We start from the raw sequence: 23,716 nt of genomic DNA, 5'->3' as shown, positions 1-23,716 counted from the left end.
ATGACCCTCAACGTACAGTTCTCGGACACCCCAAAGCGGTGGACGATCTTCGAAGGCCCGCTCAACGACGCGTTCAAGGCGCAGGGGCTCGACGTCGACCTTTCCACCGACCATGCGCCCGAAACGGTCGATTACGTGGTCTATTCCCCCAAGGGCCCGGTGCAGGATTTCACCCCCTACACGAACTGCAAGGCGGTGATGAGCCTCTGGGCCGGGGTCGAAAAGGTCGTCGGCAACGACACCATCACCCAGCCCCTGACCCGCATGGTCGATGACGGGCTTTCCGAAGGGATGCGCGAATGGGTGACGGGCCACGTCCTGCGCCACCACCTCGACACCGATCTCGACGTGAACCGCGCGCCGGGCGACTGGACCCCGCACATGCCCCCGCTCGCCTCCGAACGCGGCGTGACGATCCTCGGGCTGGGCGAGCTGGGCCAGGCCTGCGCCGAAACGCTCCTCCCCCTCGGCTTCCCCATCACCGGCTGGAGCCGCACCCAGAAAGACATCGAGGGCATCACCTGCCTCTCGGGCGACGACGGGCTGATCGAGGCGCTGAAACGGGCGGAAATCCTCGTCCTCCTGCTGCCCGACACGCCGGCCACCACGAACATCATCAACCCCGAAACGCTGGCGCTCCTGCCCGACGACGCCGTCATCATCAACCCGGGCCGCGGGCCGCTCATCGACGACGACGCGCTCCTCGCCGCCCTCGACCTCGGCAAGATCAAGCACGCCACGCTCGATGTCTTCCGCGTCGAACCCCTCCCCGAGGATCACCCCTACTGGCACCACGACCGGGTCACCGTCACGCCCCACATCGCCGCCGAAACCCGCCCCACCACCTCGGCCCGCGTCATCGCCGAGAACATCCGCCGAGGCGAGGCGGGCGAACCATTCCTGTATCTCGCCGACCGCGACCAGGGGTATTGAGGGGCCAGCCCCCAGAGAGGCGGCTCAGCCTCAGAACGCCTTGGGAAGACCAGCCTGCTTCAGAGACTCATTCGCCGTGTGGCGGGATTTGGTCCCGTGATCGACGGTGAAGAACTTGTTGTTGACGGGGCTCTTCCAGATCTCGTGATCCCCGCGCCCTTCGCGCACGAATTCACAACCGGCTTCCTTGAGTATCTTGATCAGGTCCCGATAGAAGCCGGCCAAGTGTCAGTGACAGGGGTTGGGGATGCGGGTCAACTGATCGGTCATGATGTGAACCGGAATATCCGGCAGAGAACCATCGCCTTCAAAGCCGTTCAATTCCACAAGGTCCGTCACAGCGGCCAGAACCTTGGGCTGGAGCGCTTCAAAGCTCTCGGCCTCAACAGCCAGACCGTCGATATCCTTGCTGGTGGCGACCCAAACCTGGGCTTCTTCGTCCCATTCCGCCCGCACAATAATAGACACGTGCTTCATGTGCCCTCCTTGGCGAATGACTTCCCTAGTTATGGTTCCCGGCCTCATAATGTCAATATCACCCAAAAAGGTGAACGAATTGCAAAAGTGCCGCCTTCTGCCATCCGGCATTCGCCCGGGCTCAATCCCCCGCGATGAAGGTGATCATCTTCCACTCACCCTCCCGCTTCTCGAAATACGCCCGGTAATCCACCAGCGCGCGCAGGTAGTCGCGGTGCACATAGCCTTCCGTCTCGTCCGCCCGCGCGACCTTCACGTAGGGCGTGCCGCTGACCCAGTCGAGATGGCGCACCACGTCATGGTCGAGCCACGCGGTCACGTTGCCATACCTGATCGGCCGGTCGCGCATCGCCACGCCCGTGCCGGTCACGAACATCACCTCGAACGGGTCCATGTCATCCGGTGTCTGGAACGACCACGTATAGGGCGCCACGAATTGCCCGTCGCCGTCGAAGACGCCCCCCATCCGCAGCACGGTTTCCAGGTCGGCCCAGTTGCGCTGGCGCAGCGCCGGCGCCTCGTGCCGCTGGCCTTCGGGGAAGGTCTTCGGGTCGACCGTCAGGTACTCGCGCAAGGCCGCATGCCCCGAGGCGCCGCCGAAGCTCAGCCGGATATCCTCGGCCGACATCGCGACGATGGCCTCGATATCCCGCGCCACCACGGCCGCGATCAGCCGGTCGCGATAGGCCACGAAGCTTTCGTCTTCCTCCGCCTCGTCCACCGGCGGCAGGGTCAGCTCCTGCGCAGAGAGGGTCACAGGCAGGGCCATCAGCAGAAGTGTGAAGAAAATCCGTATCATGCAGGATTTATCGCCTCGCTTTCCGCCCCGGTCAATCGCCCCGTGACCGCGCCGGCCTATCTCAGCCGCGGCGGCTTCGCGGGGTCCATCCCCGGCGCGGCGCCCGGCACCTCCGCCACAGCCTCCGGCTCCGGCAGATCGAACCGCAGCCCGACCCTTGCCAGCCTTGCCGCCGCCGCATCTTCGGCCCGGAAGAACGCCACGTCCAGCGCCGCCGCCTCCAGCCCGGAAAACTGCAACAGGTCCGACACCGCCCGCGCCAGCGCCCCCTCGGCCCCCGGCACCGGGTCGATCACGCCCAGCATGTGGCCCTCGGCCCCGTTCTCGTACTCGACGCCCACAAGATAGGCGCTCGACGCCAGCCCCGCCGCACTCGCCAGCCGCGCATCGAGCGCGGTCAAAAGCCGCTCGGGCAACCCGCCCGGCGCGGTAAAGGCACTCACCTTCGTCTCCACCTCGCGCGGCCCCTGCTCCAGCGTCCCGGCCAGCCACGCCACCGCGTCGGGCGGCAGGATCATCGCCGAGGGCGCCACGTCGAGGTTCAACCCCAGCCCCAGCCCCGCCGGCGCCAGCATGCCCGCAACGGCCCGGCCCGACAGCGCCGCATAGGGCGCCTCGCCCCCGGCAAACCGCGCCAGCCGGTCCTCGCCGTCGAAGACCAGCACGTAACTCTGCCCTTCCACCTCGAAGGTCCGCGGCGTCACGCTCTCGCCCTCCGCCTCCTTGTCCAGCAGAAGAAACAGCTCCGACGCCGCCAGCTGCGCATAGAAGTCGAGCCGCGCGCCCTCATCCTCCGGCGCCGCCTCCATCGCCGCATGTGCGGCATCGAGCCGTGTCAGGTCACTCATCCATCACCTCTTTCACCCTTGCCCGCAGCGCCGGCAGCACCTCCGCCTCGAACCACGGGTTCTTCCGCAACCACGCGGTATTCCGCCACGACGGGTGCGGCAGGGTAAACACCTCCGGCGCCCGCTCGCGCCACGCCTTCACCGTCTCGGTCACCCCGGTTTTCACCCCAAGGTGATACTTGTGCGCATAGCCCCCCACAAGCACGGTCAGCCGCACTTGGGCCAGCTCCTGCATCACCCGGTCATGCCATGTCTGCCCGCAGACCTTGGGCGGCGGCAGGTCGGACCCTTTCGCATCGTATCCCGGAAAACAGAAGGCCATCGGCACGATCGCCACCCGTGCGGTATCGTAGAACTCGTGGGCCGAAAGCCCCAGCCAGTCGCGCAGCCGGTCGCCCGAGGGGTCGTCGAACGGCTTGCCCGATTGATGCACCCGCGCCCCCGGCGCCTGCCCGGCAATCAGCATCCGCGCCCCGGGCCGGAACCACACCACCGGGCGCGGCTCGTGCCCCGTCGCCGTCTCGGCAAATCGCTGCGCACATATCCGGCAGGCCGCGATTTCACGGGCAAGCCCGGCCATTCAGAGCACCTTGACGCCCGCGCCCTTCATCCCCTCGAGCGCCGCGGCCAGCGACCCGTCAAGGTCGATCCCCCGGCACAGTTCCGTCAGAACCGTCACGTCATAACCCAGCTTCGCCGCATCCACCGCCGAGAAGTTCACGCAGAAATCGGTGGCCAGCCCCACCATGGTCAGCTGTTCGATCCCCCGCGTCTGCAAATAGCCATGCAGCCCCGTGGGCGTCTCGTGATCGTTCTCGAAGAAGGCCGAATAACTGTCGATCGACGGGTTGAACCCCTTGCGCACGATCATGTCGGCGCTGTCGGTGTCGAGATCGGCGTGAAACGCAGCCCCCTCGCTGCCCTGTATGCAATGATCCGGCCACAGAACCTGCGTGCCATAGGACATCTCGACTGTGTCGAACGGCGCCTTGTCCTTGTAGCTCGACGCGAAGGAGGAATGCCCGGCCGGGTGCCAGTCCTGCGTCAGGATCACCGCCGGGAACTCGTCGATCAGCGCGTTGATCCCGGGCACGATCAGGTCGCCCTCCTCCACCGCCAGCGCTCCGCCGGGGCAGAAATCATACTGCATGTCGATCACGATCAGCGCTTCGGTCATCGGTCCACCCTCCGTTTCCCAAAGACCTAAGCGGGCCGGCAGCCCCCGTCAACGTCGCACCGCCGGTGAACTTTCTGCGCCGCAGCGCGTTGGCCTACCAAACCGACACCGGACAAAGGACAAAGACCCATGGCAAAAGACCTCATCTTCGCCGTCATCAGCGGCTCGCTCCGCAAGGAAAGCTATTCCACCAAGGTCGCCCAATCCCTGGCCGACCTCGTGCCCGAAGGCGTCGCCGTCGAGCATCTCTCCATCGACGACATCCCCTTCTACAACGAAGACCTCAAGTCGGGCGACACCTCCCCCGACCCGGTCCGCACGCTGGCCGCCAAGATCAAGGAGGCCGACGGCGTCGTCATCTGCTCGCCGGAATACAACCGCGGCACCTCGGGCGTGCTGAAGAACACGATCGACTGGATGTCGAAGGAACCGAACTCCCCCTTCTCGGGCAAACCCACCCTGATCATCACCCAGTCGCCCAGCGGCACCGGCGGGCTTTGCGCGCAATACGACCTGCGCAAGATGCTCTCGGTCATCAACACCGAGATCGTGCCGGGCTTCGAAATCTCGATCAGCAGTTCCCCCGACAAGATCAACGACGGCAAGCTCACCCACGACAACACGAAAGAGTTCATCGCCGACAACCTCTCGCGCCTCGCCAACCGCATCCGCGGCTGACACGCGGCATTCCGGCCTCTTGCCCGACCCCGGGCAAGGGGCTAGAGGAACGGCCCATGTACACCATCGCCGCCCTCTACCACTTCACCCGTTTCGACGACCCGGCCGCCATCCAGGCGCCGCTGCTGGCCCTGTGCGAGCGGGAAAAGATCTCCGGCTCCCTCCTGCTGGCCCATGAGGGCATCAACGGCACCATCGCCGGCCCCCGCGCAGGCATCGACGCGGTGCTGGCCCATATCCGCGCCCTGCCCGGCTGTGCCGGCCTCGACTGGAAGGAAAGCACCAGCGATCACCAGCCCTTCCGCCGACTCAAGGTGCGGCTGAAGAAGGAAATCGTCACCATGGGCCAGCCGGATGTCGACCCCAAGGCCCGCGTCGGCCATTACGTCGAGCCGCAGGACTGGAACGAACTCATCCAGTCGCCCGACGTCGCCGTCATCGACACGCGCAACGACTACGAGGTCGCCATCGGCACGTTTCAAAACGCCATCGACCCGCAAACCGACAGCTTCCGCGACTTCCCCGCCTGGTGGGAGGCCAACAAGCACCGCTTCCACAACAAGCGCATCGCCATGTTCTGCACCGGCGGCATCCGCTGCGAGAAATCCACCAACTACCTGCTGGGGCAGGGGGTCGAGGATGTCTACCACCTCAAGGGCGGTATCCTGAAATACCTCGAAGAGGTGCCCGAGACGGAAAGCACCTGGCAAGGCGAGTGCTTCGTCTTCGACAACCGCGTCTCGGTCGGCCACGGGCTCAAGGAAGGCCCGCACGAGCTCTGCTTCGCCTGCCGCCGCCCGATCCTGCCCGAAGACAGGGACCGCCCCGAATACGAACACGGCGTCTCCTGCCACCAGTGCTTTGCGGAAACCTCTGACGACGACAAGGCCCGCTTCCGCGAACGCCAGAAACAGATGGCGCTGGCCGAGGCCCGCGGCGAGAAACACATCCGGATCGTCCACGAAGACTGAAACTGGCGAGGCAGCCCGCAAGGGCTGACGAGCACGCCCCGTCAGGCCGCCACGGCCTCCGGCCGCCGCGGCCGCGTGCGCATCAGGATCATCACCATGATCCCGATATTCAGGAAATTCCACACGATCCCGTTGACGAACGCCATGTAATAGCTCCCCGTCACGTCATAGATCCAGCCCGACATCCAGCCGCCCAGCGCCATGCCGAAGATCGTCGACATCAGCACGAACCCCACCCAGCGGCCCGCCTCGGCGCTCGGCATGTATTCCCGGACCACCAGCGCATAGCTCGGCACGATCCCCCCCTGCGCCAGCCCGAAGACAAGGCTCACGATGTAAAGCGAGGTCATGCCCCCCGACGGCAGGTAGAGAAACAGCGCCAGGCATTGCAGCGCCGAGCCGATCAGCAGCGTCATCACCCCGCCCAGCCTGTCGGCCACCAGCCCCGATATCAGCCGCGAGACCACGCCCCCCAGCAGCATCAGCGACAGCATCTGCCCGCCCACGGCCGGGCCATAGCCAAGGTCGACGCAGAAGGCCACGATATGCACCTGCGGCATCGACATCGCCACGCAGCACCCGATCCCGGCCACGCCCAGCAGCACGGCCAGCGTCATCGGCCGGAACCCGGCCGCCTTGGCCCGCAGGTCCGACGCCGCGTCGGCCTTCGCCCGCGCCTCCAGCGGCACCCGACGGCGCAGGAACATCGACAGCGGAATGACCACCGCCACCGTGATCACCGCCAGCGCCAGGTACACCGCCCGCCAGCCCTGCTCGGCCAGCACGCCCGCCAGGATCACCGGCCAGATCGCCCCCGACAGGTAATTCCCGCTCGCGGTGATCGCCACGGCGATCCCCCGCCGCTTCAGGAACCACAGCGAAACATCGGCAATCAGCGGCCCGAAACTCGCCGCCGTCCCGAAGCCCACCAGAAGTTGCGCGGCGGCCAGAAGCGTCACCGACGGGCTCAGCGCCGACAGGCTCATCCCCGCCGCGATCATCGCCGCCGCCATCACCAGCGCGGCGGTGATTCCCCAGCGGTCGACGATCCGCCCGACGGCGAAATTGCCCAGCGCGAACCCCACCATCGTCAGCGTATAGGGCAGCGACGCATCCGCCCGGTCGACGCCGAACTCGGCCTGCACCGCCGGCATCACCACGATGATCGCCCACATGCCGACATTGCCCACCGTCGCAATCAGAAGCGAGATGGCAAGGCGCGTCCAGGCGTAGCGGCTGTCGAGTACATCGGGTCCGGTCATGGGCGCGACGTTAGTCCCGCGCCGCGGCCTATGCCAGCGCGAAAACCGGCAGGGCTTGGCCTTGGCCCGACAGCGGGTTATGGCTGCGCAACCCGCAACGTTCCGGAGCCGGCCAGATGACCCCCTCGCAACGCCCGACCGATATCGCCCGCGACGTGCTCGACATCGAGGGCGCGGCGCTCGCCCGCCTGCGCGACGAGATGCCGGAAAGCTTCGACATTGTCGCCGACCTGCTGCTGAACGTGCCCGGCCGGGTGATCGTCTCGGGCATGGGCAAGTCGGGCCATATCGCCGCCAAGATCGCCGCCACCATGGCCAGCACCGGCACGCCCGCGCAATATGTGCACCCCGGCGAGGCCAGCCACGGCGACATGGGCATGATCACCAGCGCCGATGCGGTGATCCTCATTTCCAATTCCGGCGAAACCCGCGAACTGGCCGACATCATCGGTCACACCCGCCGCTTCGCCATCCCGATGATCGCCATCACCAAGAACCCCGACAGCACGCTCGGCCGGCAGGCCGACCATGTCCTGCCCCTCCCCGACGCGCCCGAGGCCTGCGCCATCGGCATGGCCCCCACCACCTCCACGACCTGCACGCTGGCCCTGGGCGACGCGCTCGCCGTGGCCCTGATGCGCCTGCGAGGCTTCGACAAGGACAGCTACCTCGCCTACCACCCCGGCGGCACTTTGGGCGCACAGCTCCTCCTGGTCTCGGCGGTGATGCACAAGGGCGACGAGCTGCCCGTCGTGGCCGAGGACACGCCCATGGGCGAGGCGCTGGTCGAGATGACCCACAAAAGCTTCGGCGTAGCCGCCGTCGTCGCCGACGGTCGCCTCACCGGCGTCATCACCGACGGCGACCTCCGCCGCAACATGGACGGCCTGATGACCCGCACCGCCGGCGAGGTCGCCACCCGCTCCCCGCTGGTCACCGCGCCGGATACCCTGCTGGTCGAGGCGCTCGGCGTCATGAACGCCAACAAGCGCACCGTGCTGCTGGTGACGGATGCCGACAACCACCTCGTCGGCCTCGTCCACATCCACGATGCCCTGCGGGCCGGGGTGGCCTGACGCGCCCTCCAGGACCCCCGCCCCGGGCCCTCTGACGAAGCCGGGCGAGCGCCGGCCCGTGGGGAGGCGCCGCAACGGATGTGGATGGCACTTTATGGCGCCACTCACATCTTTCATCGAGACGTCGCGCTACGTTGCCAAAGCGCCTGCCCGCCGGGACGGCGTCGTCCATTGGGCTTGAACCAATGGCGCCTCAATGAACGACCGCTCGCCTATCGTGAATTGCAGCGCAATTCACTTGCGGCAGGCGATTGCCTGCAATCGCCGAGAGCCCGGCGGCCTTCGGTCTCGATTCCGGGCGTGTGCAAATCGTAGGGTGGGTGAAACCCACCACCCCCAACACCACGTACCTCCCGCACCGACGCAATACCGACAAAATACCGACGTTATACCGACGTTGCATTTCCCCGGAAATCGGCTCGGCACGACACGCCCCGTTCCGGCCCCCGAGCCGGAACCTCGAACCACCAACGGCCCCGGATCAAGTCCGGGGCGGGCACGTTCAATATCTCCGCTTGGTGGCCGAAGCCCCTACTTCACCGCCTCGATATTCAACGACACGAGAACCCCGTTCTCCTTGTCCATATGCGGCAGATAGGCCTGGGAATAATCGTCCATGTGCGAATGCTCGGTCTCCCGCCAATCCCACAGCCGCGTCTCGGAAAACCCCACTTCCTTCAACGCCTCCGACAAGGCCGCCTCGTCGAAGATCATCCCGTGGAAATCATACTGGTCCCGCTGCCCCCCGGTCACCAGCCCGCGCACATCCTCGATCCCCCGCGGCAGGATGCCCGACATGTAAAGCTTTGCGGCCGCTCCGAAATCCGGCACCGCCAGCCGCAGCACCCCGCCGGGCTCCAGCACCCGGCACCACTCGGCCAGCGCCGCCTTGTAGGTGTTCCGCCCGAAATGCTCGAGCACGTGGCAGGCATAGATCAGCTTGGCCGAATTGTCCGGAATGAACGAGAGGTCCTCGACCCGGCCAACATGGTCGACATGGTCGTAATTCAGCGCATCCACATGAAACCAGCCGGGCAGATGCTTGACGCCGCAGCCAAGGTGGATCTTGTCATATTGTCCCATAAGGCTCTCCTTCACGCGGTCGCGCGCATCTCTTCGAATTCTCTCACACACCGCGCAATCCCCTCGTCGAGGGAGATCTTCGGCCGCCATCCCAGCCCGTGCAAACGGCTGCTATCCATCAGCTTCCGCGGCGTGCCATCGGGCTTCGACGTGTCCTGCACGATCCGGCCCTTGTACCCTGCCGCCTCGGCAATCGTCTCGCCCAGAGCCCGGATCGAAATCTCCTGGCCACTCCCGACATTCACATGCTCATACCCGGAATAATGCTGCATCAAAAAGATCAGCGCATCGGCCAGGTCATCGGCATGCATGAACTCCCTGAGCGGGCTGCCCGTGCCCCACATCACCACTTCCTCGCGCCCCTCGCCCCGCGCTTCCACCATCTTGCGGATCAGCGCCGGCAGAACATGACTGGTCTCGAGATCGTAATTGTCGCCCGTGCCATACAGGTTCGTCGGCATCGCCGAGATGAAATCCGCCCCGTGCTGCTTGCGATAGGCCTGGCACAGCTTGATGCCCGCGATCTTGGCGATCGCATACCACTCGTTCGTCGGCTCCAGCGGCCCGGTCAGCAACGCATCCTCCCGCATCGGCTGATCGGCCAGCTTCGGGTAAATGCAGCTCGACCCGAGGAACATCAGCTTTTCGACACCCGACCGATGCGCGGCGTGGATGACATTGGCCTCGATCATCAGGTTTTCATAAAGGAAGTCCGCCGGATAGGTGTCATTGGCGAGGATCCCGCCCACCTTCGCCGCCGCCACGAACACGGCATCCGGCTTGTTGTCGGCGATCCACGCCTCCGCCTCCGCCTGCCGCGTCAGGTCGGCGTCGCGGCGCCCGGCGGTCAGAACCGTGCAGTCCTCCCGCTCCAGCCGCCGACAGATCGCCTGCCCCACCATGCCCCGGTGCCCGGCCACGTAGACCCGCTTGCCGCGAAGCGCATAGACCGGCTCAGCCATTCCGCTTCGCCTCTTCCAGATCGCTCTCGACCATCTCCCGCACCAGCTCGTCAAAGCTCGTCTCGGGGGTCCAGCCCAGTTCCTGCCGTGCCTTAGAGGCATCGCCCAGAAGCGTCTCGACCTCCGCCGGGCGGAAATACTGCGGATCGACCCGCACGATCACCCGGCCGGACTCGTCACGGCCGACCTCGTCGACACCTTCGCCTTCGAAGGTGATGGACATCCCCAGCACCTCGGCCGCACGCGCCACGAACTCCCGCACCGAATACTGCTCGCCCGTGGCGATCACGTAATCCTCGGGCTTGTCCTGCTGCAGCATCAGCCACATCATCTTGACGTAATCCCGCGCATGGCCCCAGTCGCGCTTGGCATCCATGTTGCCCAGCCGCAGTTCGCTCTGCGTGCCCAGCTTGATCCGCGCAAGCGCGCGGGTGATCTTTCGGGTGACGAAGGTCTCGCCCCGCAGCGGGCTTTCATGGTTGAAAAGCGTGCCGTTGCAGGCGTAAAGCCCGTAGGCCTCGCGATAATTCACCGTGATCCAGTAGGCATAGAGCTTCGCCACGGCGTAAGGCGAGCGCGGGTGAAACGGCGTCGTCTCCCGCTGCGGCACCTCCTGCACAAGGCCGTACAATTCCGAGGTCGACGCCTGGTAGAACCGCGTCTTCTCGCCCAGCCCCAGGAACCGGATCGCCTCCAACAGCCGCAGCGCGCCCATGGCGTCGGAATTGGCGGTATATTCCGGCTCCTCGAACGACACCGCCACGTGGCTTTGCGCCGCGAGGTTATAGACCTCGTCGGGCTTCACCTTCTGCAGGATATGGGTCAGCGACGAGCTGTCGGTCATGTCGCCGTGATGCAGCACGAACCGCCCCTCGCGGCCCGGCTCCCCCTCGATCAGGTGATCGATCCGGGCGGTATTGAACAGCGAGGTGCGCCGCTTGATGCCATGCACGGCATAGCCCTTGTCGAGCAGAAACTCCGCCAGGTACGCGCCGTCCTGACCGGTGACGCCGGTGATGAGTGCTGTCTTCTGGCTCATGTCTGTCTCGCCTTGGCTTCGGGGTTCACCCGATAAAGCCTTCCCGCCCGCTTGAAAAGGGGGTTGGGCGGGGAGGTGCCCGGCCATTCCCGCGTTTGCCGACACACGTATGCGCGGAATCGAGGGCGAAGCCCGCCGCGCATCGACGGGCCGCCCCACGGCACGGCGATTTGGCGAATGGAGTGCCACGCACGAAGGATGAATGTACTTGGCAGGCATAAACTGCCCATCACCACCGTCGGTTCGCCGCACCACGGCCCGACGATACGCGGCTTCTCACCCTAAGCGACCCCCCTCAGATACACCGCCCCCCATCGACCTCCATGCACACCCCCGTCACCATCCCCGCCTCGTCCGAGCACAGGTAACAGGCCGCGTTCCCCATATCCTCCGGCGTCGAAAACCGCCCGATCGGAATGGTCGACAGGAACTTCGCCCGCATCTCCGGCGTGTCCTCGCCCATGAAGGATTTCAGCAGGGGCGTCTCCCCCGCCACAGGGTTCAGCGCGTTCACCCTGATGCCCTCGGGCGCCAGCTCCACCGCCATGGTCCGTGTCGCCGTGTTCACCCAGCCCTTCGAGGCGTTGTACCAGTTCAGCTTCGGCCGCGGGCTCACCCCGGCGGTCGAGGCCATGTTGAGGATCGCGCCCGAGCCGCGTTCCTTCATCCCCGGCACCAAGGCCCGCGCCATCAGGTAGATCGACTTGCAGTTCACAGCGATGACCCGGTCGAAATCCTCCTCCGTCACATCCTCCATCGCCTGCGGAAGATGCGTGACGCCCGCGTTGTTCACCAGGATATCCGCCACACCGAACGTCTTGTCGGCCGCCAGCGCCATCCCCTGCACGCTGCCCCAGTCCGAGACATCGACCGCGCAGGCATAGCACCCCAGCTCTTCCGCCAGCGCCGCGGCCTTCTCGCCGTTCAGGTCGGCGATCATCACCTCCGCCCCCTCGGCCAGGAACTTCCGCACGATCCCCTCGCCGAACCCGCTCGCGCCGCCGGTCACGATGGCTGTCTTCCCCTCAAGCCGCATGGCTGTCTCCTCCGCAATTGCCTGTCTGCGACACTTGCTAACGCCTTTGTCCCGGCTGTACCAGTTTGCAGGAACACCCCTTTGCAAAGGACAGCCCATGATCCGCCAGTTCGGCCCCGAAACCGCCCTCCTCCTCATCGACGTGCAAAAGGGCGTCAACGTGCTCGAGCATTGGGGCGGGCCCACCGGCCGCCGCAACAACCCCGGCGCCGAGGCCGAGATGGCCGGCCTGCTGGCGGCCTGGCGCGACGCGGGCCTGCCGGTGATCTACACCCAGCACGATTCACGCGAGGCCGCCTCGCCGCTGAAGCTCTCCCTGCCCACCGGCGCGATGATCGAGGGGTTCGAGCCGGCCGCCGGCGAAATCGTCATCCGCAAAGACGTGAACTCCGCCTTCATCGGCACCGACATCGAGCTTCGCATGCGCCAGCACGGCATCACCCGGCTGGTGATCGTCGGCTTCTTCACCAATTTCTGCGTGGAAACCTCGACGCGGATGGCCGGCAACATGGGCTACGACACCTACCTGGTTCCGGATGCCTGCGCGACGACCAACCGCGTCGGCCCGGACGGCACGGATCACGACCCCGAGACGGTGCACGCGCTGTCGGTGGCGTCCCTGCACGGGGAGTTCTGCACGGCGATCTCGACAGATCAGGCGCTTGCGCTGACGAAGGGCGACGCACCTGACCTCACGCGAGTACAGGGCAACGAGTAAGGCAAGTCTGCGGCTAACAATACCACCCGTCCCGGGCCTGACCCGGGACCTCGTGCCTCCGAGGCTCCGGCTCAAGGCCGGGGCGCGACCATCCCACTACCCCGGCCGCGCCACGTCCCAGTGAATCTCCCGGATCCCGGCCAGCCGCGCGAACCTGGCCAGCTCCGCCTCAAGCTTCTCCACCCGTGCCGGCCCCCATTTCACGCCCCGCTCCGGCCAGAACCCGGTCACCCGCAGCCACCCCGCCGCCCGGTCCGCCTTCAGCTCGCAGCGCCCCACGAACCGGTCGCCCTCGAGCAGCGGATAGACGTAATACCCCCAGAGCCGCTTGTCCTTCGGCACGAACATCTCGTTGCGATAGGCAAACCCGAACAGCCGCTCCAGCCGCACCCGATCCCGGATCGCCGGGTCGAACGGGTTCAATATCCTCAAGCGGCTCGTCGCCCCCGGCGCCCGCGCGAGCCGCTCTTCGATATCCGGCGCGCCCCAGGCCGCCCGCCATGACCCGTCAGCCCCCTGCACCTCCACCGGCACCGGCTGCCTGGCCTCGGCCCAGCTCTTCGCCTCGCCCGCGTCCATCGCCTCCCAGAAGCGCTGCACCTCGCCCGTCGTCCCGACGCTCAGCCGGTCCAAAGCGGCATCGCACAGCCACAGCGCGCTCTCCGCCTCCCCCGGCCCCTCGCGCAGCTGCGCCGGGAACACCCGTTCCCCAAGGTCATAGAATTTCACGAAATTCTCGCGGTGACAGGTCGCCAGCTCGCCGGAATACCACATCTGGTCCAGCGCCTTCTTGTGCGGCGGGCGAGCCCACATCTCGCGGCTCTCCGCCTTGGTCTCGAACGCATGGGTCGACAGCGCCCCTTCCGCCGCGATCCGCTCCCTTATGCTCGCAATCTGCTCCTGCCCCAGCCCCGACTGGTACCAGTCATGCCGCGCGGCCTTCTCGCCCAGCCGCCGGAACTGGCGCTGCCACATCGGCAGCACGTCCATCGGGATAAGCGAAGCGTCATGGGTGAAATGCTCGAAGATCTCCCGTTGCCTGAGCAGCGGCCACAGCATCTTTTCCCGGTAATTCTGGTTCCGGCTCCACAGGATGTGATGATGCGCCCGCGTCACGTTCCGGATCGTGTCGATCTGCACGAAGCCCAACGCCCGGATCATCCCCATCACGTCGACCGGCCCCACCGGCGTGCCCGACAGGCCGTTCGTCCACAGCCACAGCCGCCGCGCCTCGCGGTTGCCGATCCGAAGCGGCGCTGTCACGGGGAACTCATGAAGATCAGCGCATCGCGCAGCGTCTGCCCCTCCAGCCGCATCACCGCGTCATACATCAGCCGCCCGATGACACAGGCCCGCCGGTTGTCGGCATGCCGCAGGTCGCGCATCGCGTCGATGATCTCGGCCGGCCGGGGCGTGCCGGCCACCAGCACGTCCATCTCCCGGTCGAGCCCGGCGCGCACCCGGTCGAACTGCGACCGCGACAGCCGCACCGGCCCCCGCTGCGCGCCCAGCCGGGCGGCGGTCAGCTGGATCTCGTAATATTCCTTCAGCGCTGGCGGATTCAGCCGCGCCGCCATCCGGCTCATCGTGTCCGAATGCGCCTCGGCCGACAGGTCGTTGCGAATGATCCGCCCGCATTGCGCCACCGGCAACGCGTCGATCATCGTCTCCTCGACCTCGTAGTAATACTTCAGCTTCCGCATCGGCAGATGCCCCAGCCCCCGGTCGATCAGCGGCCAGATCAGCCCCTGCGCCTGCCCCGGCTGGCCGGGGCTGGCATAGGCCATCATCACCTGCTCGGCGATGAACCCCGCAATCACCGGGTCCGTATAGAACGCCCGGTTCTGCGCCACCGCCAGCTCGAGGTTCTCGCCCCGAAAGCCCAGCCTGCGCATATCCTCGCGCACCGGCGCGATCTCGGGGATCTGCGCCAGAAGCCGCATGATATCCTGCTTGGTCACCACGATATCGCCCCCCTGCGGTGCGGCGGGCGTGGCGGCGGGCCAGAGCGCAAGGCTCAGGAAAAGGGCAAGGATCAGGCGCAAGATGGTCTCCCGGGTCGGGTCTCAGGGTCCGTTGTAGGCGAGGCAGGCACGAATGGCTATGCCGACCTCGGCAGCCGCGGCACCGCCGCGATAAGCTGCTTGGTGTAGTCATGTTGCGGGCGGGCGACCACCTCTTCCGTCTCGCCCTGCTCCACGATCCGTCCCGCCTGCATCACCAGCACCCGGTCGGTCACGTTCCGCACGACCGAAAGGTCATGGCTGATGAAAAGATAGGTCAGGCCAAGCCGGTCCGACAACCCCGCCAGCAAATCAAGTATCCGTGCCCTGACCTGCACGTCGAGCGCGCTCACCGCCTCGTCGAGGATGATCAGCTCCGGCCGGATGATCAGCGCCCGGGCAATGGCGATCCGCTGCCGCTGCCCGCCGCTGAACTCGTGAATATATTTGTCCCGGTCGCCCGCTTGCAGCCCCACGCTCTCCAGCGCCTCCGCAATCGCGGCCTCCAACTCCGCCCCCTTCGGCGCATCGTCCAGCAGGTGAAACGGCTCCGCCACCAGCCGCCCCACCTTGTGACGCGGGTTGAAGCTGCCATAGGGGTCCTGGAACACCACCTGCATCCGCCGCCGGACATCCCGGTTGGGCTTATGCCCGACAAACACCGGCTGCCCATCCAGCCGTATCTCGCCCCCCTGCACCTCTTCCAGCCCCAGGATGGCCCGCGTCAGCGTCGACTTCCCGCAGCCCGATTCGCCCACCAACCCAATGTTCTCGCCCCGCTTCACCTCGAAACTCACCCCGTCCACGGCCCGGAACACCCCCGGCTTGCCCAGCCATCCCTGCCGCCGCGTCGCATATTCCCTGACCACGTCCCGCACTTCCAGCAGAGGCACGTCGCCCCCTTGCCCCTCACGTTCCGGCACATGGTCCGACGCCTCCAGCAGCTTCAGCGAATAGGGATGGCCCAACGCCCCGAACCGGCCCTCCTCCATCACCTTGCCATGCCGCATGATGACGATCCGGTCCGCCATCCCCGCCACGACACCAAGGTCATGCGAGATCAGCATCAGCCCCATCCCGTCCTCCTGCACCAGCCGCTTCAGCAGCCGCAGAACCTCCGCCTGCGTCGTCACGTCCAACGCCGTCGTCGGCTCGTCGGCAATCAGCAGGCTCGGGCGCAGCGCAATCGCCATGGCGATCCCCACCCTTTGCCGCTGCCCGCCCGACAACTCATGCGGATACCGCCCCAGCGGAAACCTGTCCTGCGGCAGCTCCACCCGCGCCAGCGCCTCGGCCGCCCGGGCCATCGCCTCGGCCCGGCCCACGCCCTCGTGGATCAGAACCGTCTCCGCCACCTGGTCGCCGATGGTCTGCAACGGGTTCAGCGCCGTCATCGGCTCCTGGAACACCATGCCGACCTCTTTCCCCCGCAACCGGCACAAGTCCCGCTCCCGCATCGCCAGCACATCCTGCCCCGCCAGCGTCACGCGGCCCGAACACCGCGCCCCCTTCGGCAACAACTGCATCACGCTCAGCGCGGTCATCGACTTGCCGCTCCCCGACTCGCCGATCACCCCCACGATCTCGCCCTTGCCGACGGCGAAGGACACGTCCTCCAGCACCGTCACGTTGCCGATCGTCAGCCCCAGCCCGTCGATCTCCAGCAAGCTCACTGCCGCAACCTCCGAAGCCGCGGGTCAAGCAGATCACGCAACCCGTCCCCCATCAGGTTCAGCCCCAGCACCGTCAGCAGGATCGCGAGGCCGGGAAACAGCGCCATGTGCGGCGCAAAGGATATCATCGTCTGGCTATCCGCCAGCATCCGGCCCCAGCTCGGCACCGGCGGCTGCGCGCCAAGGCCCACGTAAGACAGACCCGCCTCCGCCAATATCCCCAAGCTGAACTGGATCGTCCCCTGCACGATCAGCAGGTTCGTCACGTTGGGCAGGATATGCTCCCACGAAATCCTGACCGCCCCCTTCCCCGCAACCCGTGCCGCCAGCACATACTCGCGAGTCCACAGGCTCATCGCCGCCCCCCGCACCAGCCGCGCGAAGACGGGAATGTTGAAGATCCCGATGGCGATGATCGCGTTCACCGCGCTCGGCCCGAAAACGGCGGTGATCATGATCGCGATCAGCAGGCTCGGAAACGCGAAGATCAGGTCATTCCCCCGGCTGATCACCTCGTCGAGCCACGACCCCCGCCGCGCCGCCGCCGCCAGTCCCAGCGGCACGCCCAGCCCCATGCCGATCCCCACGGCCACCAGCGCCACGGCAATCGAGGTCCGCGCGCCCACCATGATCATCGACAGGATATCCCGCCCGAAATGATCCGTCCCCAGCGGGTGCGCCCCCGACGGCGCCTGTATCTTGTTGGCAATATCCAGTGCCTCGATGTCGTAGGGCACCCACAGGAAGGACAGCACCGCCGCCCCGGCAAACACCGCCGACAGGCAGGCCCCGAAGATGAGCGCCCCCCTCACCGCCGCCCCCTGAGCCGCGGATCGACCCAGGCATAGGTCAGGTCCACCACGAAATTCACCATCACCACGGCGAAGACCAGGAACATCACCACCGATTCCACCACGATCAAATCCCGAGCCGAAATCGCCTGGAACACCAGCCGCCCCAGCCCGGGCAGGAAGAACACGTTCTCGATGATGATGACGCCCGCCAGCAGGAAGGAAAACTGCAGCCCGATGATCGTCAGCACCGGGATCATCGCGTTCCTGACCGCATGCCGCCGCAGCGCCTGCCCGCGCGTCAGCCCCTTCGCCCTTGCCGTGCGAATGAAATCCTCCCCCAGCGTATCCAGGAGCGCCGAGCGCATCACCCGCGCCAGGATACTCGCCTGCGGCAGCGCCAGCGCCACAGCCGGCAATGTCAGGCTCTTCAGCCCGGCCAACAGCCCGTTCTCCCACCCGGCAAACCCGCCGGCACTGAACCATTGCAGGTTGATCGCAAAGACGAGCACCATCAGCATCGCGAACCAGAAATTCGGGATCGCCACGCCAAGCTGCGTCACCCCCATCACCCCCCAGTCCACGACCGAGCCCCGCTGCGACGCAGCCCAGATCCCCGCCGGAAAGGCAATCAGCGTGCTCAGCACCAGCGCATAGACCGCCAGCGGCAGGCTCACCCACAACCGGTCCCCGATCATCTCCGCCACCGGCGTGCGATAGGTGTAGGAGGTCCCGAAATCCCCCTGCACCATGCCACCCACCCAGCTCAGATATCTTTCCACCCGCGACTGATCGAGCCCCAGCTCGGCCCGCAAGGCCGCCAGCGTATCCTCCTGCGCATTGATCCCCAGCATGTAGGCCGCCGGATCCCCCGGCACGACCTCGAGCGCCAGGAAGATCACCACCGACGCCACCAGAAGCGAGACCGCAAGCGACACCACCCGCCGCCCCACATAGCGCAGCATCACGCCACCCCCGGCTTCATCTTGCCAAAAATACTCTCGCCGAAGGCATCGGAATTTTCCAAAATTCCGACCCGGAAAATTCCAATTTTCCGCCGCCCCCCGCACCGTCCCGCAACCCGGTTGCGGCGGCGGCACACCGCCACCGCCCGCGCCCCGGAATTTTCAAAAATTCCGGGCAAGAAAACCCCCGTTTTCTTCCCCGTTTTCCGCGCGGAAAACGGCGCCGCCACGGTCAGTCTTCCCAATACACCCCCGTCAGGTCGGTGGCCTGCGTCGGCGCGTCCTTCCACAGCCCGCGGATCTTGGCATTGGCCACCGTCGGCGTCGCCAGCTGGAAGAGATACCCGTTCACGTAATCCTCCGCGATCTTGCGCTGCATCCGCTCCAGCAGGTCCGACCGCTTCGCCGGATCGGCCTCGCCGCCAAGCTCCGTGTTCATCTCCTGGAACCCGGCATCGTCATACTGGAAATAGTAATCCGGCCGCGCATAGATCCCGATATCGAAGGGCTCGGTATGGCTCACGATGGTCAGCCCGAAATCCTTGCCCTTGAACACCTGCTCCAGCCACTGCGCCCATTCGAGGTTGGAAATCTCCGCCTCGATCCCCACGGCCCTCAACTGCGCCGCGATGATCTCGCCCCCGCGCCGCGCATAAGACGGCGGCGGCAGCTTCAGCGTGGTCTCGAACCCGTCCGCATAGCCCGCCTCGGCCAGAAGTGCCTTGGCCTTCTCCGGGTCATACTCCGACAGGCCCGTCAGATCCACGTAATCCGGGTTATGCGGCGCGAAATGCGTGCCGATCGGCGTGCCCAAACCAAACATCGCCCCGTCGATGATCGCCTGCCGGTCGATCGCATGGGCCAGCGCCTCGCGCACCTTCACGTCGTCGAAGGGCTTCATCTTGTTGTTGGTCGCCAGGATCGTCTCGCCCTCGGTCGAGCCCACCAGCACCTGGAACCGCGCATCCGCCTCGAACTGCGGCAGGTTCTCGGGCGCCGGGAAGCCCGGAAACGCATGCACATCCTCGGCCATCACGGCCGCGAAGGCCGCCGTCGGGTCGGAAATGAACTTGAACGTCACCCGGTCCAGCTTCGCCGGCTCCCCCCAGTAATCGGGGTTCTTCACCAGCGTGATCCGGTCGCCCTGCACCCAGTCGTCGAACACGAAGGCGCCGGTGCCCACCGGCTCCTGCTTGATCTCGGTGATGCTCTCCGGCGCCACGATCACCGCGTCGCCCCAGGCCATGTTGAACAGGAAGCTCCCGTCCGGCGCCTTGAGCGTCACCTTCACCGTCAGCTCGTCCACGACCTCGACGCTCTCGATCCCCTCGAACAGCGCCTTCTGCGCGTTCTGGCTGTCCTCGTCATGGGCCCGGTCGAGGCTGAACTTCACATCCCCGGCATCGAGCGCCGAGCCGTCATGAAACGTCACCCCCTCGTGCAGGTGGAACGTATAGGTCAGCCCGTCCTCGGAAATCTCCCAGCTTTCGGCCAGCCCCGGGTTCACCGAGCCATCCGGCCCGAACCGGGTCAAGCCTTCGAAAACATTGGCATAAAGCACCTGGTCGATGGCCCCGGCCGCGGCGCTGGTGGGGTCGAGATGCGGCGGCTCCAGGTTCAGCCCGACCACGATGTCGCTCTTCGCCTGCGCGGCCACCGCCACCATCGTCATCGCGCCCGCCAGCGCGGCCATACGGAACGTCTTCATCCTTCCAGGTCTCCTTTACCCCAGTGGATTCCCCACCCTGTCCCGGAAGTCTCACCGGAAACCGGCCCGCGATCAACCACAAGACGCGCGCGAGGCGGTGGATTCCCCGCGCGACACAGGCTAGAACCCGGCGCGACACGCGCAGCACGAAGGCCCCGCCGATGACCCCGCCGCCCATCCTCCGCACGCTCGCCGACCTGCGCGGCAAGACCCGCAGCTGGCACGACGCGCATGAAACCATCGGCGTCGTGCCCACCATGGGCGCGCTGCATGACGGACACCTCTCGCTGGTGCAGGCGGCGAAAGACCGGTGCGACCGGGTCATCGTCACGATCTTCGTGAACCCCAAGCAGTTCAACAACGCGCAGGATCTCGCCAACTACCCCCGCACCGAACAGGACGACGCCCGTAAGCTCGCCCGCTTCGGCGTCGACGCGCTCTACGTCCCCGACCCCGACCAGGTCTACCCCTCGGGCTTCGCCACCACCGTCTCGGTCGCGGGGCTGACCGACGTGATGGACGGCATCCACCGCCCCGGCCATTTCGACGGCGTCGCCACGGTCTGCACCAAGCTCTTCACCCAGACCACGGCCACCGACGCCTTCTTCGGCGAAAAGGACTTCCAGCAATTGCAGGTCGTCACCCGCCTCGCCCGCGACCTCGATTTGCAGATCACCATCCACGGCTGTCCCACCATCCGCGATATCGACGGGCTGGCTCTGTCCTCCCGCAACCTGCTCCTCTCCGACCGCGCCCGCACCCTCGCCCCGCGCCTCTTCGAGGAAATGGAAACCGTCGCCTCCGGCCTCAACGCCGGCCAACCTTTCGGCGAGCTTCAGCGCGCCGCCATCGACCGGCTGGAAAAAACCGGCTTCACCAAGGTCGAATATCTCGACCTCCGCGCCGCCGACGACCTCCACCTCCTCGACGCCCCCACGCGCCCGGCCCGCCTCTTCGCCGCCGCCTGGCTCGCCGGCGTGCGCCTCATCGACAACATCGCGGTGTAAACGCGTCCCGCCCCTTCACTGTTCTTCAAATACTCAGATGCGGCGCAGTGAGTATTTCCGGAACAATGAAAGCCGGGCGCACCCCCGGACTTTCATCTTGCTCCAAATACTCAAATCCTGCGCTTACCGCTGGCGCCGTCATTTGAGTATTTTTGGAAAGATGACCCTCAGGCCCCACCCAGCAGGTCATTGAGCGCCAGCGCCATCACCTGCGCCGACTGCACCATGTCCTCGATCCCCACATATTCGTCCGGCTTGTGCGCCAGGTCGAGGATGCCCGGCCCATACGCGATACAGTTCTTCAGCCGCCCGATCCGGTCGATATGCTTCTGGTCATAGGTGCCGGGGCTGACCACATAGGTGGCCTCCCGCCCGAACACCTCGCTCACCGCGCCGGCAACAGACGTCACCACCGGCGCCTCGCGTTCGGTCATCGTCGGCAGCACCCGGAACAGCTCGGTGATCTCGTAATCGAACCCCGGCCGCCCGTCGCGCACCCGTTCCAGCACGGCGCGGATCTCGGCCTGCACCTCCTCGATATCCTCCTCGATCAGGAAGCGCCGGTCGATCACCATGCGGCAGCGGTCGGGCACGCAGGGGCTCGGCATGCCGGAATAATCCTCCTCCTGCTCCGGCTCGCCGCCATGGATCGAGTTGATGTTCAGCGTCGACTGCCGCGCCCCCTCGGGCACCACGGGCATCTCCGTCCGCTTCTCGGCCAGCGCGGGGAAGAGGCTCGTCTCCATCTCCTGCAACACCGCCCCCATATGCCGCACCGCGCAATCGCCCAGGAACGGCATCGAGCCATGGGCAATCTCGCCCTTGGTCTCCACCTCCGCCCACCAGACGCCGCGATGGCCGAGGCAGATCCGGTCCTTGTTCAGCGGCTCGGGGATAATCACGTGCTGCACCCGCTCGGGGCTGAAATACCCCTTCTCGGCCAGGTAGGCGACACCGCCGAACCCGCCCGATTCCTCGTCCGCCGTGCCGGATATCTCGATGGCGCCGGCATAGTCGGGGCAAAGCTCGATGAACACCTCCGCCGCGATGATGCTCGCCGCGAGGCCCCCCTTCATGTCACAGGCACCCCGGCCATAGACCTTCCCGTCCTTCACCTCGCCGCCGAACGGGTCGACCGTCCAGCCATGGCCGGTCTCGACCACGTCGATGTGAGAGTTGAAATGCACGCATTGCCCCGACGCCTTCCCCTCGCGCCGCGCCACGATGTTCCAGCGCGGGTACTTGTCGCTGTCCCCCAGCGCCCCCTTGGCCCGGATGAGCTCCGTATGAAAGCCGGACCGCAACAGCCGCCGGTCGAGATAGTCGCAGATCGTCCGATACTCCCGCCCCGGCGGGTTGAGCGTGGGAATGCGGATCAGGTCCTGGGTCAGCGCGACCAGATCATCCTCCCGCGCCGCGATCTCCGCCTTCAGCCTGTCTGCGATACCCATGCGATGCTCCCTGCCTTTGAGGCGAAGCGTAGCACCGGTTTGGCCAGCAACGGAAGGTCAGCCATACCTGATGACGCCATCGATAGATCCATCGGCTGAGAAGCCGTGCATCGACGGGCCGTGGTACGGCGATCCAACGCTTGTGGATGCCACTTTATGCCTGCCAAGGCCTTCCGCCCTAAGAACGTCGCGCTGCCCTCACCAAATCGCCGTGCCGTCGGGACGGCCCGTCGATGCGCGGCGGGCTTCGCCCTTGATTCCGCGCAAGCGTGCCAGTCGTCACCCCGCCTTTTGCGCCCTCTCCGCCGCCTCGCGCAGCGCCTTCATGTTCGCGCCATAAACCTCCGGCGCCTCGACAGACCCGCCCTTGAACACCGCCGACCCGGCCACCAGCACATCCGCCCCGGCCTCGACCACCGCCGGCGCCGTCTCGGGCGTCACGCCGCCATCCACCTGGATATGCACCGGCCGGTCGCCGATCATCTCGCGCAACCGCCGCGTCTTCTCCACCCCGCTCTGAATGAACTTCTGCCCGCCATATCCCGGGTTCACCGTCATCAGCAGCACCATGTCCACGTCATCCAGCAGGTACTCCACGCTCTCCAGCGGCGTCGCCGGGTTCAGCGACACGCCCGCCATCTTCCCGGTCGCCTTGATCGCCTGCATCGTCCGGTGAATATGCCACTCCGCCTCCACATGCGCGGTGATCATGTCGGCCCCGGCATCCACATAGGCCTCGATCGACGCATCCACCGGCGAGATCATCAGGTGCACGTCCATGAAAGTCTTCACATGCGGCCGGAACGCCTTCACCGCCTGCGGCCCGAAGGTCAGGTTCGGCACGAAATGGTTGTCCATCACGTCGATATGCACCCAGTCGGCCCCCTGGTCCTCGATCGCCCGGATCTCGGCGCCGAAATTGGCGAAATCGGCGGAAAGGATGGACGGGGCAATCTTGATGGAACGATCGAACGACATGGGGGTCTCCTGCTGGGAAGGCTCAGGCCCCGGTTAGGCCCGCCGCGCCCCGCGGTCAAGGCCGACGGCACCGGATTGAAC

General features: G+C 66.2%; 26 protein-coding genes. 6 read left to right on the top strand and 20 right to left on the bottom strand.

Going from position 1 to position 23,716, the window contains the following annotated elements; all coding sequences use genetic code 11:
- Positions 1-933: a 2-hydroxyacid dehydrogenase gene (locus RIdsm_RS02940; RefSeq protein ID WP_057820929.1), complete on the top strand. Its 933-nt coding sequence runs from the start codon at positions 1-3 to the stop codon at positions 931-933.
- Between the two features lie 30 nt (positions 934-963).
- On the opposite strand, the gene RIdsm_RS02935 is transcribed toward RIdsm_RS02940, so the two are convergent.
- The 6 genes from RIdsm_RS02935 to pncA form a co-directional block, all read right to left on the bottom strand.
- Positions 964-1,158 (bottom strand): type II toxin-antitoxin system HicA family toxin, encoded by a 195-nt coding sequence (locus tag RIdsm_RS02935; protein WP_057820927.1) that lies wholly within the window; start codon positions 1,156-1,158, stop codon positions 964-966.
- A 3-nt stretch (positions 1,159-1,161) separates the two neighbouring features.
- The gene (locus RIdsm_RS02930; RefSeq protein ID WP_057820925.1) at positions 1,162-1,410 is read right to left on the bottom strand and encodes a DUF1902 domain-containing protein; all 249 of its coding nucleotides are present in this window, start codon (positions 1,408-1,410) and stop codon (positions 1,162-1,164) included.
- Between the two features lie 121 nt (positions 1,411-1,531).
- Positions 1,532-2,209, bottom strand: coding sequence for a hypothetical protein (locus RIdsm_RS02925; protein WP_057820923.1), 678 nt, complete (start codon positions 2,207-2,209; stop codon positions 1,532-1,534).
- A 56-nt stretch (positions 2,210-2,265) separates the two neighbouring features.
- Positions 2,266-3,057: an SseB family protein gene (locus RIdsm_RS02920; protein ID WP_057820921.1), complete on the bottom strand. Its 792-nt coding sequence runs from the start codon at positions 3,055-3,057 to the stop codon at positions 2,266-2,268.
- On the bottom strand, positions 3,050-3,637 hold the full coding sequence (locus RIdsm_RS02915; protein ID WP_057820920.1) for a uracil-DNA glycosylase family protein: 588 nt from the start codon (positions 3,635-3,637) through the stop codon (positions 3,050-3,052). Before RIdsm_RS02915 ends, RIdsm_RS02920 begins: the two co-directional genes overlap by 8 nt.
- Positions 3,638-4,234 carry a bifunctional nicotinamidase/pyrazinamidase gene (pncA, locus tag RIdsm_RS02910; protein WP_057820919.1) on the bottom strand — a complete coding sequence of 199 codons (597 nt, stop codon included), beginning with the start codon at positions 4,232-4,234 and terminating at the stop codon, positions 3,638-3,640.
- Positions 4,235-4,363: 129 nt separating this feature from the next.
- On the opposite strand from pncA, the gene RIdsm_RS02905 reads away from it, so the two are divergent.
- Entirely contained in the window at positions 4,364-4,912 is a 549-nt protein-coding gene (locus RIdsm_RS02905; RefSeq protein WP_057820918.1) for an NADPH-dependent FMN reductase, read from the top strand.
- Positions 4,913-4,968: 56 nt separating this feature from the next.
- Positions 4,969-5,883 carry an oxygen-dependent tRNA uridine(34) hydroxylase TrhO gene (gene trhO / locus RIdsm_RS02900; RefSeq protein WP_057820917.1) on the top strand — a complete coding sequence of 305 codons (915 nt, stop codon included), beginning with the start codon at positions 4,969-4,971 and terminating at the stop codon, positions 5,881-5,883.
- A gap of 41 nt (positions 5,884-5,924) precedes the next feature.
- Here trhO and RIdsm_RS02895 read toward each other — a convergent pair whose 3' ends face one another.
- Complete coding sequence (locus RIdsm_RS02895) at positions 5,925-7,145, bottom strand: MFS transporter (RefSeq protein WP_057820916.1); 1,221 nt, start codon at positions 7,143-7,145, stop codon at positions 5,925-5,927.
- 116 nt (positions 7,146-7,261) lie between these two features.
- On the opposite strand from RIdsm_RS02895, the gene RIdsm_RS02890 reads away from it, so the two are divergent.
- Positions 7,262-8,221 (top strand): KpsF/GutQ family sugar-phosphate isomerase, encoded by a 960-nt coding sequence (locus RIdsm_RS02890; RefSeq protein ID WP_057820915.1) that lies wholly within the window; start codon positions 7,262-7,264, stop codon positions 8,219-8,221.
- Positions 8,222-8,752: 531 nt separating this feature from the next.
- Here the strand turns inward: RIdsm_RS02890 and RIdsm_RS02885 are convergent.
- From RIdsm_RS02885 to RIdsm_RS02870, 4 genes are all read right to left on the bottom strand, one after another.
- A complete protein-coding gene (locus tag RIdsm_RS02885) occupies positions 8,753-9,304 on the bottom strand; it encodes a class I SAM-dependent methyltransferase (protein WP_057820913.1) in 552 nt (183 codons plus the stop codon).
- A gap of 11 nt (positions 9,305-9,315) precedes the next feature.
- Positions 9,316-10,266 carry a GDP-L-fucose synthase gene (fcl, locus tag RIdsm_RS02880; RefSeq protein ID WP_057820911.1) on the bottom strand — a complete coding sequence of 317 codons (951 nt, stop codon included), beginning with the start codon at positions 10,264-10,266 and terminating at the stop codon, positions 9,316-9,318.
- On the bottom strand, positions 10,259-11,305 hold the full coding sequence (gene gmd / locus RIdsm_RS02875) for a GDP-mannose 4,6-dehydratase (RefSeq protein ID WP_057820909.1): 1,047 nt from the start codon (positions 11,303-11,305) through the stop codon (positions 10,259-10,261). The genes fcl and gmd overlap by 8 nt, the downstream gene beginning before the upstream one ends.
- A 295-nt stretch (positions 11,306-11,600) precedes the next feature.
- A complete protein-coding gene (locus tag RIdsm_RS02870; protein ID WP_057820907.1) occupies positions 11,601-12,341 on the bottom strand; it encodes an SDR family oxidoreductase in 741 nt (246 codons plus the stop codon).
- Positions 12,342-12,438: 97 nt separating this feature from the next.
- Between RIdsm_RS02870 and RIdsm_RS02865 the strand changes: the two genes are divergently transcribed.
- Positions 12,439-13,059 (top strand): cysteine hydrolase family protein, encoded by a 621-nt coding sequence (locus RIdsm_RS02865; protein ID WP_057820905.1) that lies wholly within the window; start codon positions 12,439-12,441, stop codon positions 13,057-13,059.
- A 96-nt stretch (positions 13,060-13,155) separates the two neighbouring features.
- On the opposite strand, the gene RIdsm_RS02860 is transcribed toward RIdsm_RS02865, so the two are convergent.
- Genes RIdsm_RS02860 through RIdsm_RS02830 form a run of 7 tightly spaced genes read right to left on the bottom strand, consistent with a single transcriptional unit; the run spans position 13,156 to position 20,163 of the window.
- Entirely contained in the window at positions 13,156-14,322 is a 1,167-nt protein-coding gene (locus tag RIdsm_RS02860; RefSeq protein ID WP_057820902.1) for a winged helix-turn-helix domain-containing protein, read from the bottom strand.
- Positions 14,319-15,104 (bottom strand): hypothetical protein, encoded by a 786-nt coding sequence (locus tag RIdsm_RS02855; RefSeq protein WP_057820900.1) that lies wholly within the window; start codon positions 15,102-15,104, stop codon positions 14,319-14,321. Before RIdsm_RS02855 ends, RIdsm_RS02860 begins: the two co-directional genes overlap by 4 nt.
- 56 nt (positions 15,105-15,160) lie before the next feature.
- Positions 15,161-16,735, bottom strand: a complete 1,575-nt coding sequence (locus tag RIdsm_RS02850) for an ABC transporter ATP-binding protein (RefSeq protein WP_057820897.1) — start codon at positions 16,733-16,735, stop codon at positions 15,161-15,163.
- Complete coding sequence (locus tag RIdsm_RS02845) at positions 16,732-17,547, bottom strand: ABC transporter permease (protein WP_057820895.1); 816 nt, start codon at positions 17,545-17,547, stop codon at positions 16,732-16,734. Before RIdsm_RS02845 ends, RIdsm_RS02850 begins: the two co-directional genes overlap by 4 nt.
- On the bottom strand, positions 17,544-18,491 hold the full coding sequence (locus RIdsm_RS02840; protein ID WP_057820894.1) for an ABC transporter permease: 948 nt from the start codon (positions 18,489-18,491) through the stop codon (positions 17,544-17,546). Before RIdsm_RS02840 ends, RIdsm_RS02845 begins: the two co-directional genes overlap by 4 nt.
- Complete coding sequence (locus RIdsm_RS02835; RefSeq protein WP_057820891.1) at positions 18,491-18,721, bottom strand: hypothetical protein; 231 nt, start codon at positions 18,719-18,721, stop codon at positions 18,491-18,493. The genes RIdsm_RS02840 and RIdsm_RS02835 overlap by 1 nt, the downstream gene beginning before the upstream one ends.
- A 2-nt stretch (positions 18,722-18,723) precedes the next feature.
- Positions 18,724-20,163: an ABC transporter substrate-binding protein gene (locus RIdsm_RS02830; protein WP_370276460.1), complete on the bottom strand. Its 1,440-nt coding sequence runs from the start codon at positions 20,161-20,163 to the stop codon at positions 18,724-18,726.
- A 197-nt stretch (positions 20,164-20,360) separates the two neighbouring features.
- Here RIdsm_RS02830 and panC point away from each other — a divergent pair, with 197 nt between their 5' ends.
- Positions 20,361-21,206: a pantoate--beta-alanine ligase gene (gene panC / locus RIdsm_RS02825; RefSeq protein WP_057820888.1), complete on the top strand. Its 846-nt coding sequence runs from the start codon at positions 20,361-20,363 to the stop codon at positions 21,204-21,206.
- A 167-nt stretch (positions 21,207-21,373) separates the two neighbouring features.
- Here panC and RIdsm_RS02820 read toward each other — a convergent pair whose 3' ends face one another.
- Both RIdsm_RS02820 and rpe read right to left on the bottom strand, forming a co-directional pair.
- Positions 21,374-22,657 carry an acetylornithine deacetylase/succinyl-diaminopimelate desuccinylase family protein gene (locus RIdsm_RS02820; RefSeq protein ID WP_057820886.1) on the bottom strand — a complete coding sequence of 428 codons (1,284 nt, stop codon included), beginning with the start codon at positions 22,655-22,657 and terminating at the stop codon, positions 21,374-21,376.
- A 279-nt stretch (positions 22,658-22,936) separates the two neighbouring features.
- Positions 22,937-23,635, bottom strand: coding sequence for a ribulose-phosphate 3-epimerase (rpe, locus tag RIdsm_RS02815; RefSeq protein WP_057820884.1), 699 nt, complete (start codon positions 23,633-23,635; stop codon positions 22,937-22,939).
- Between the last annotated feature and the right edge of the window lie 81 nt (positions 23,636-23,716).

The organism is Roseovarius indicus, from assembly GCF_008728195.1.
GTDB lineage: Bacteria > Pseudomonadota > Alphaproteobacteria > Rhodobacterales > Rhodobacteraceae > Roseovarius > Roseovarius indicus.
The sequence above is the reverse complement of the archived record's forward strand: the minus strand, read 5'-3'. Positions and strand labels throughout refer to the sequence as shown.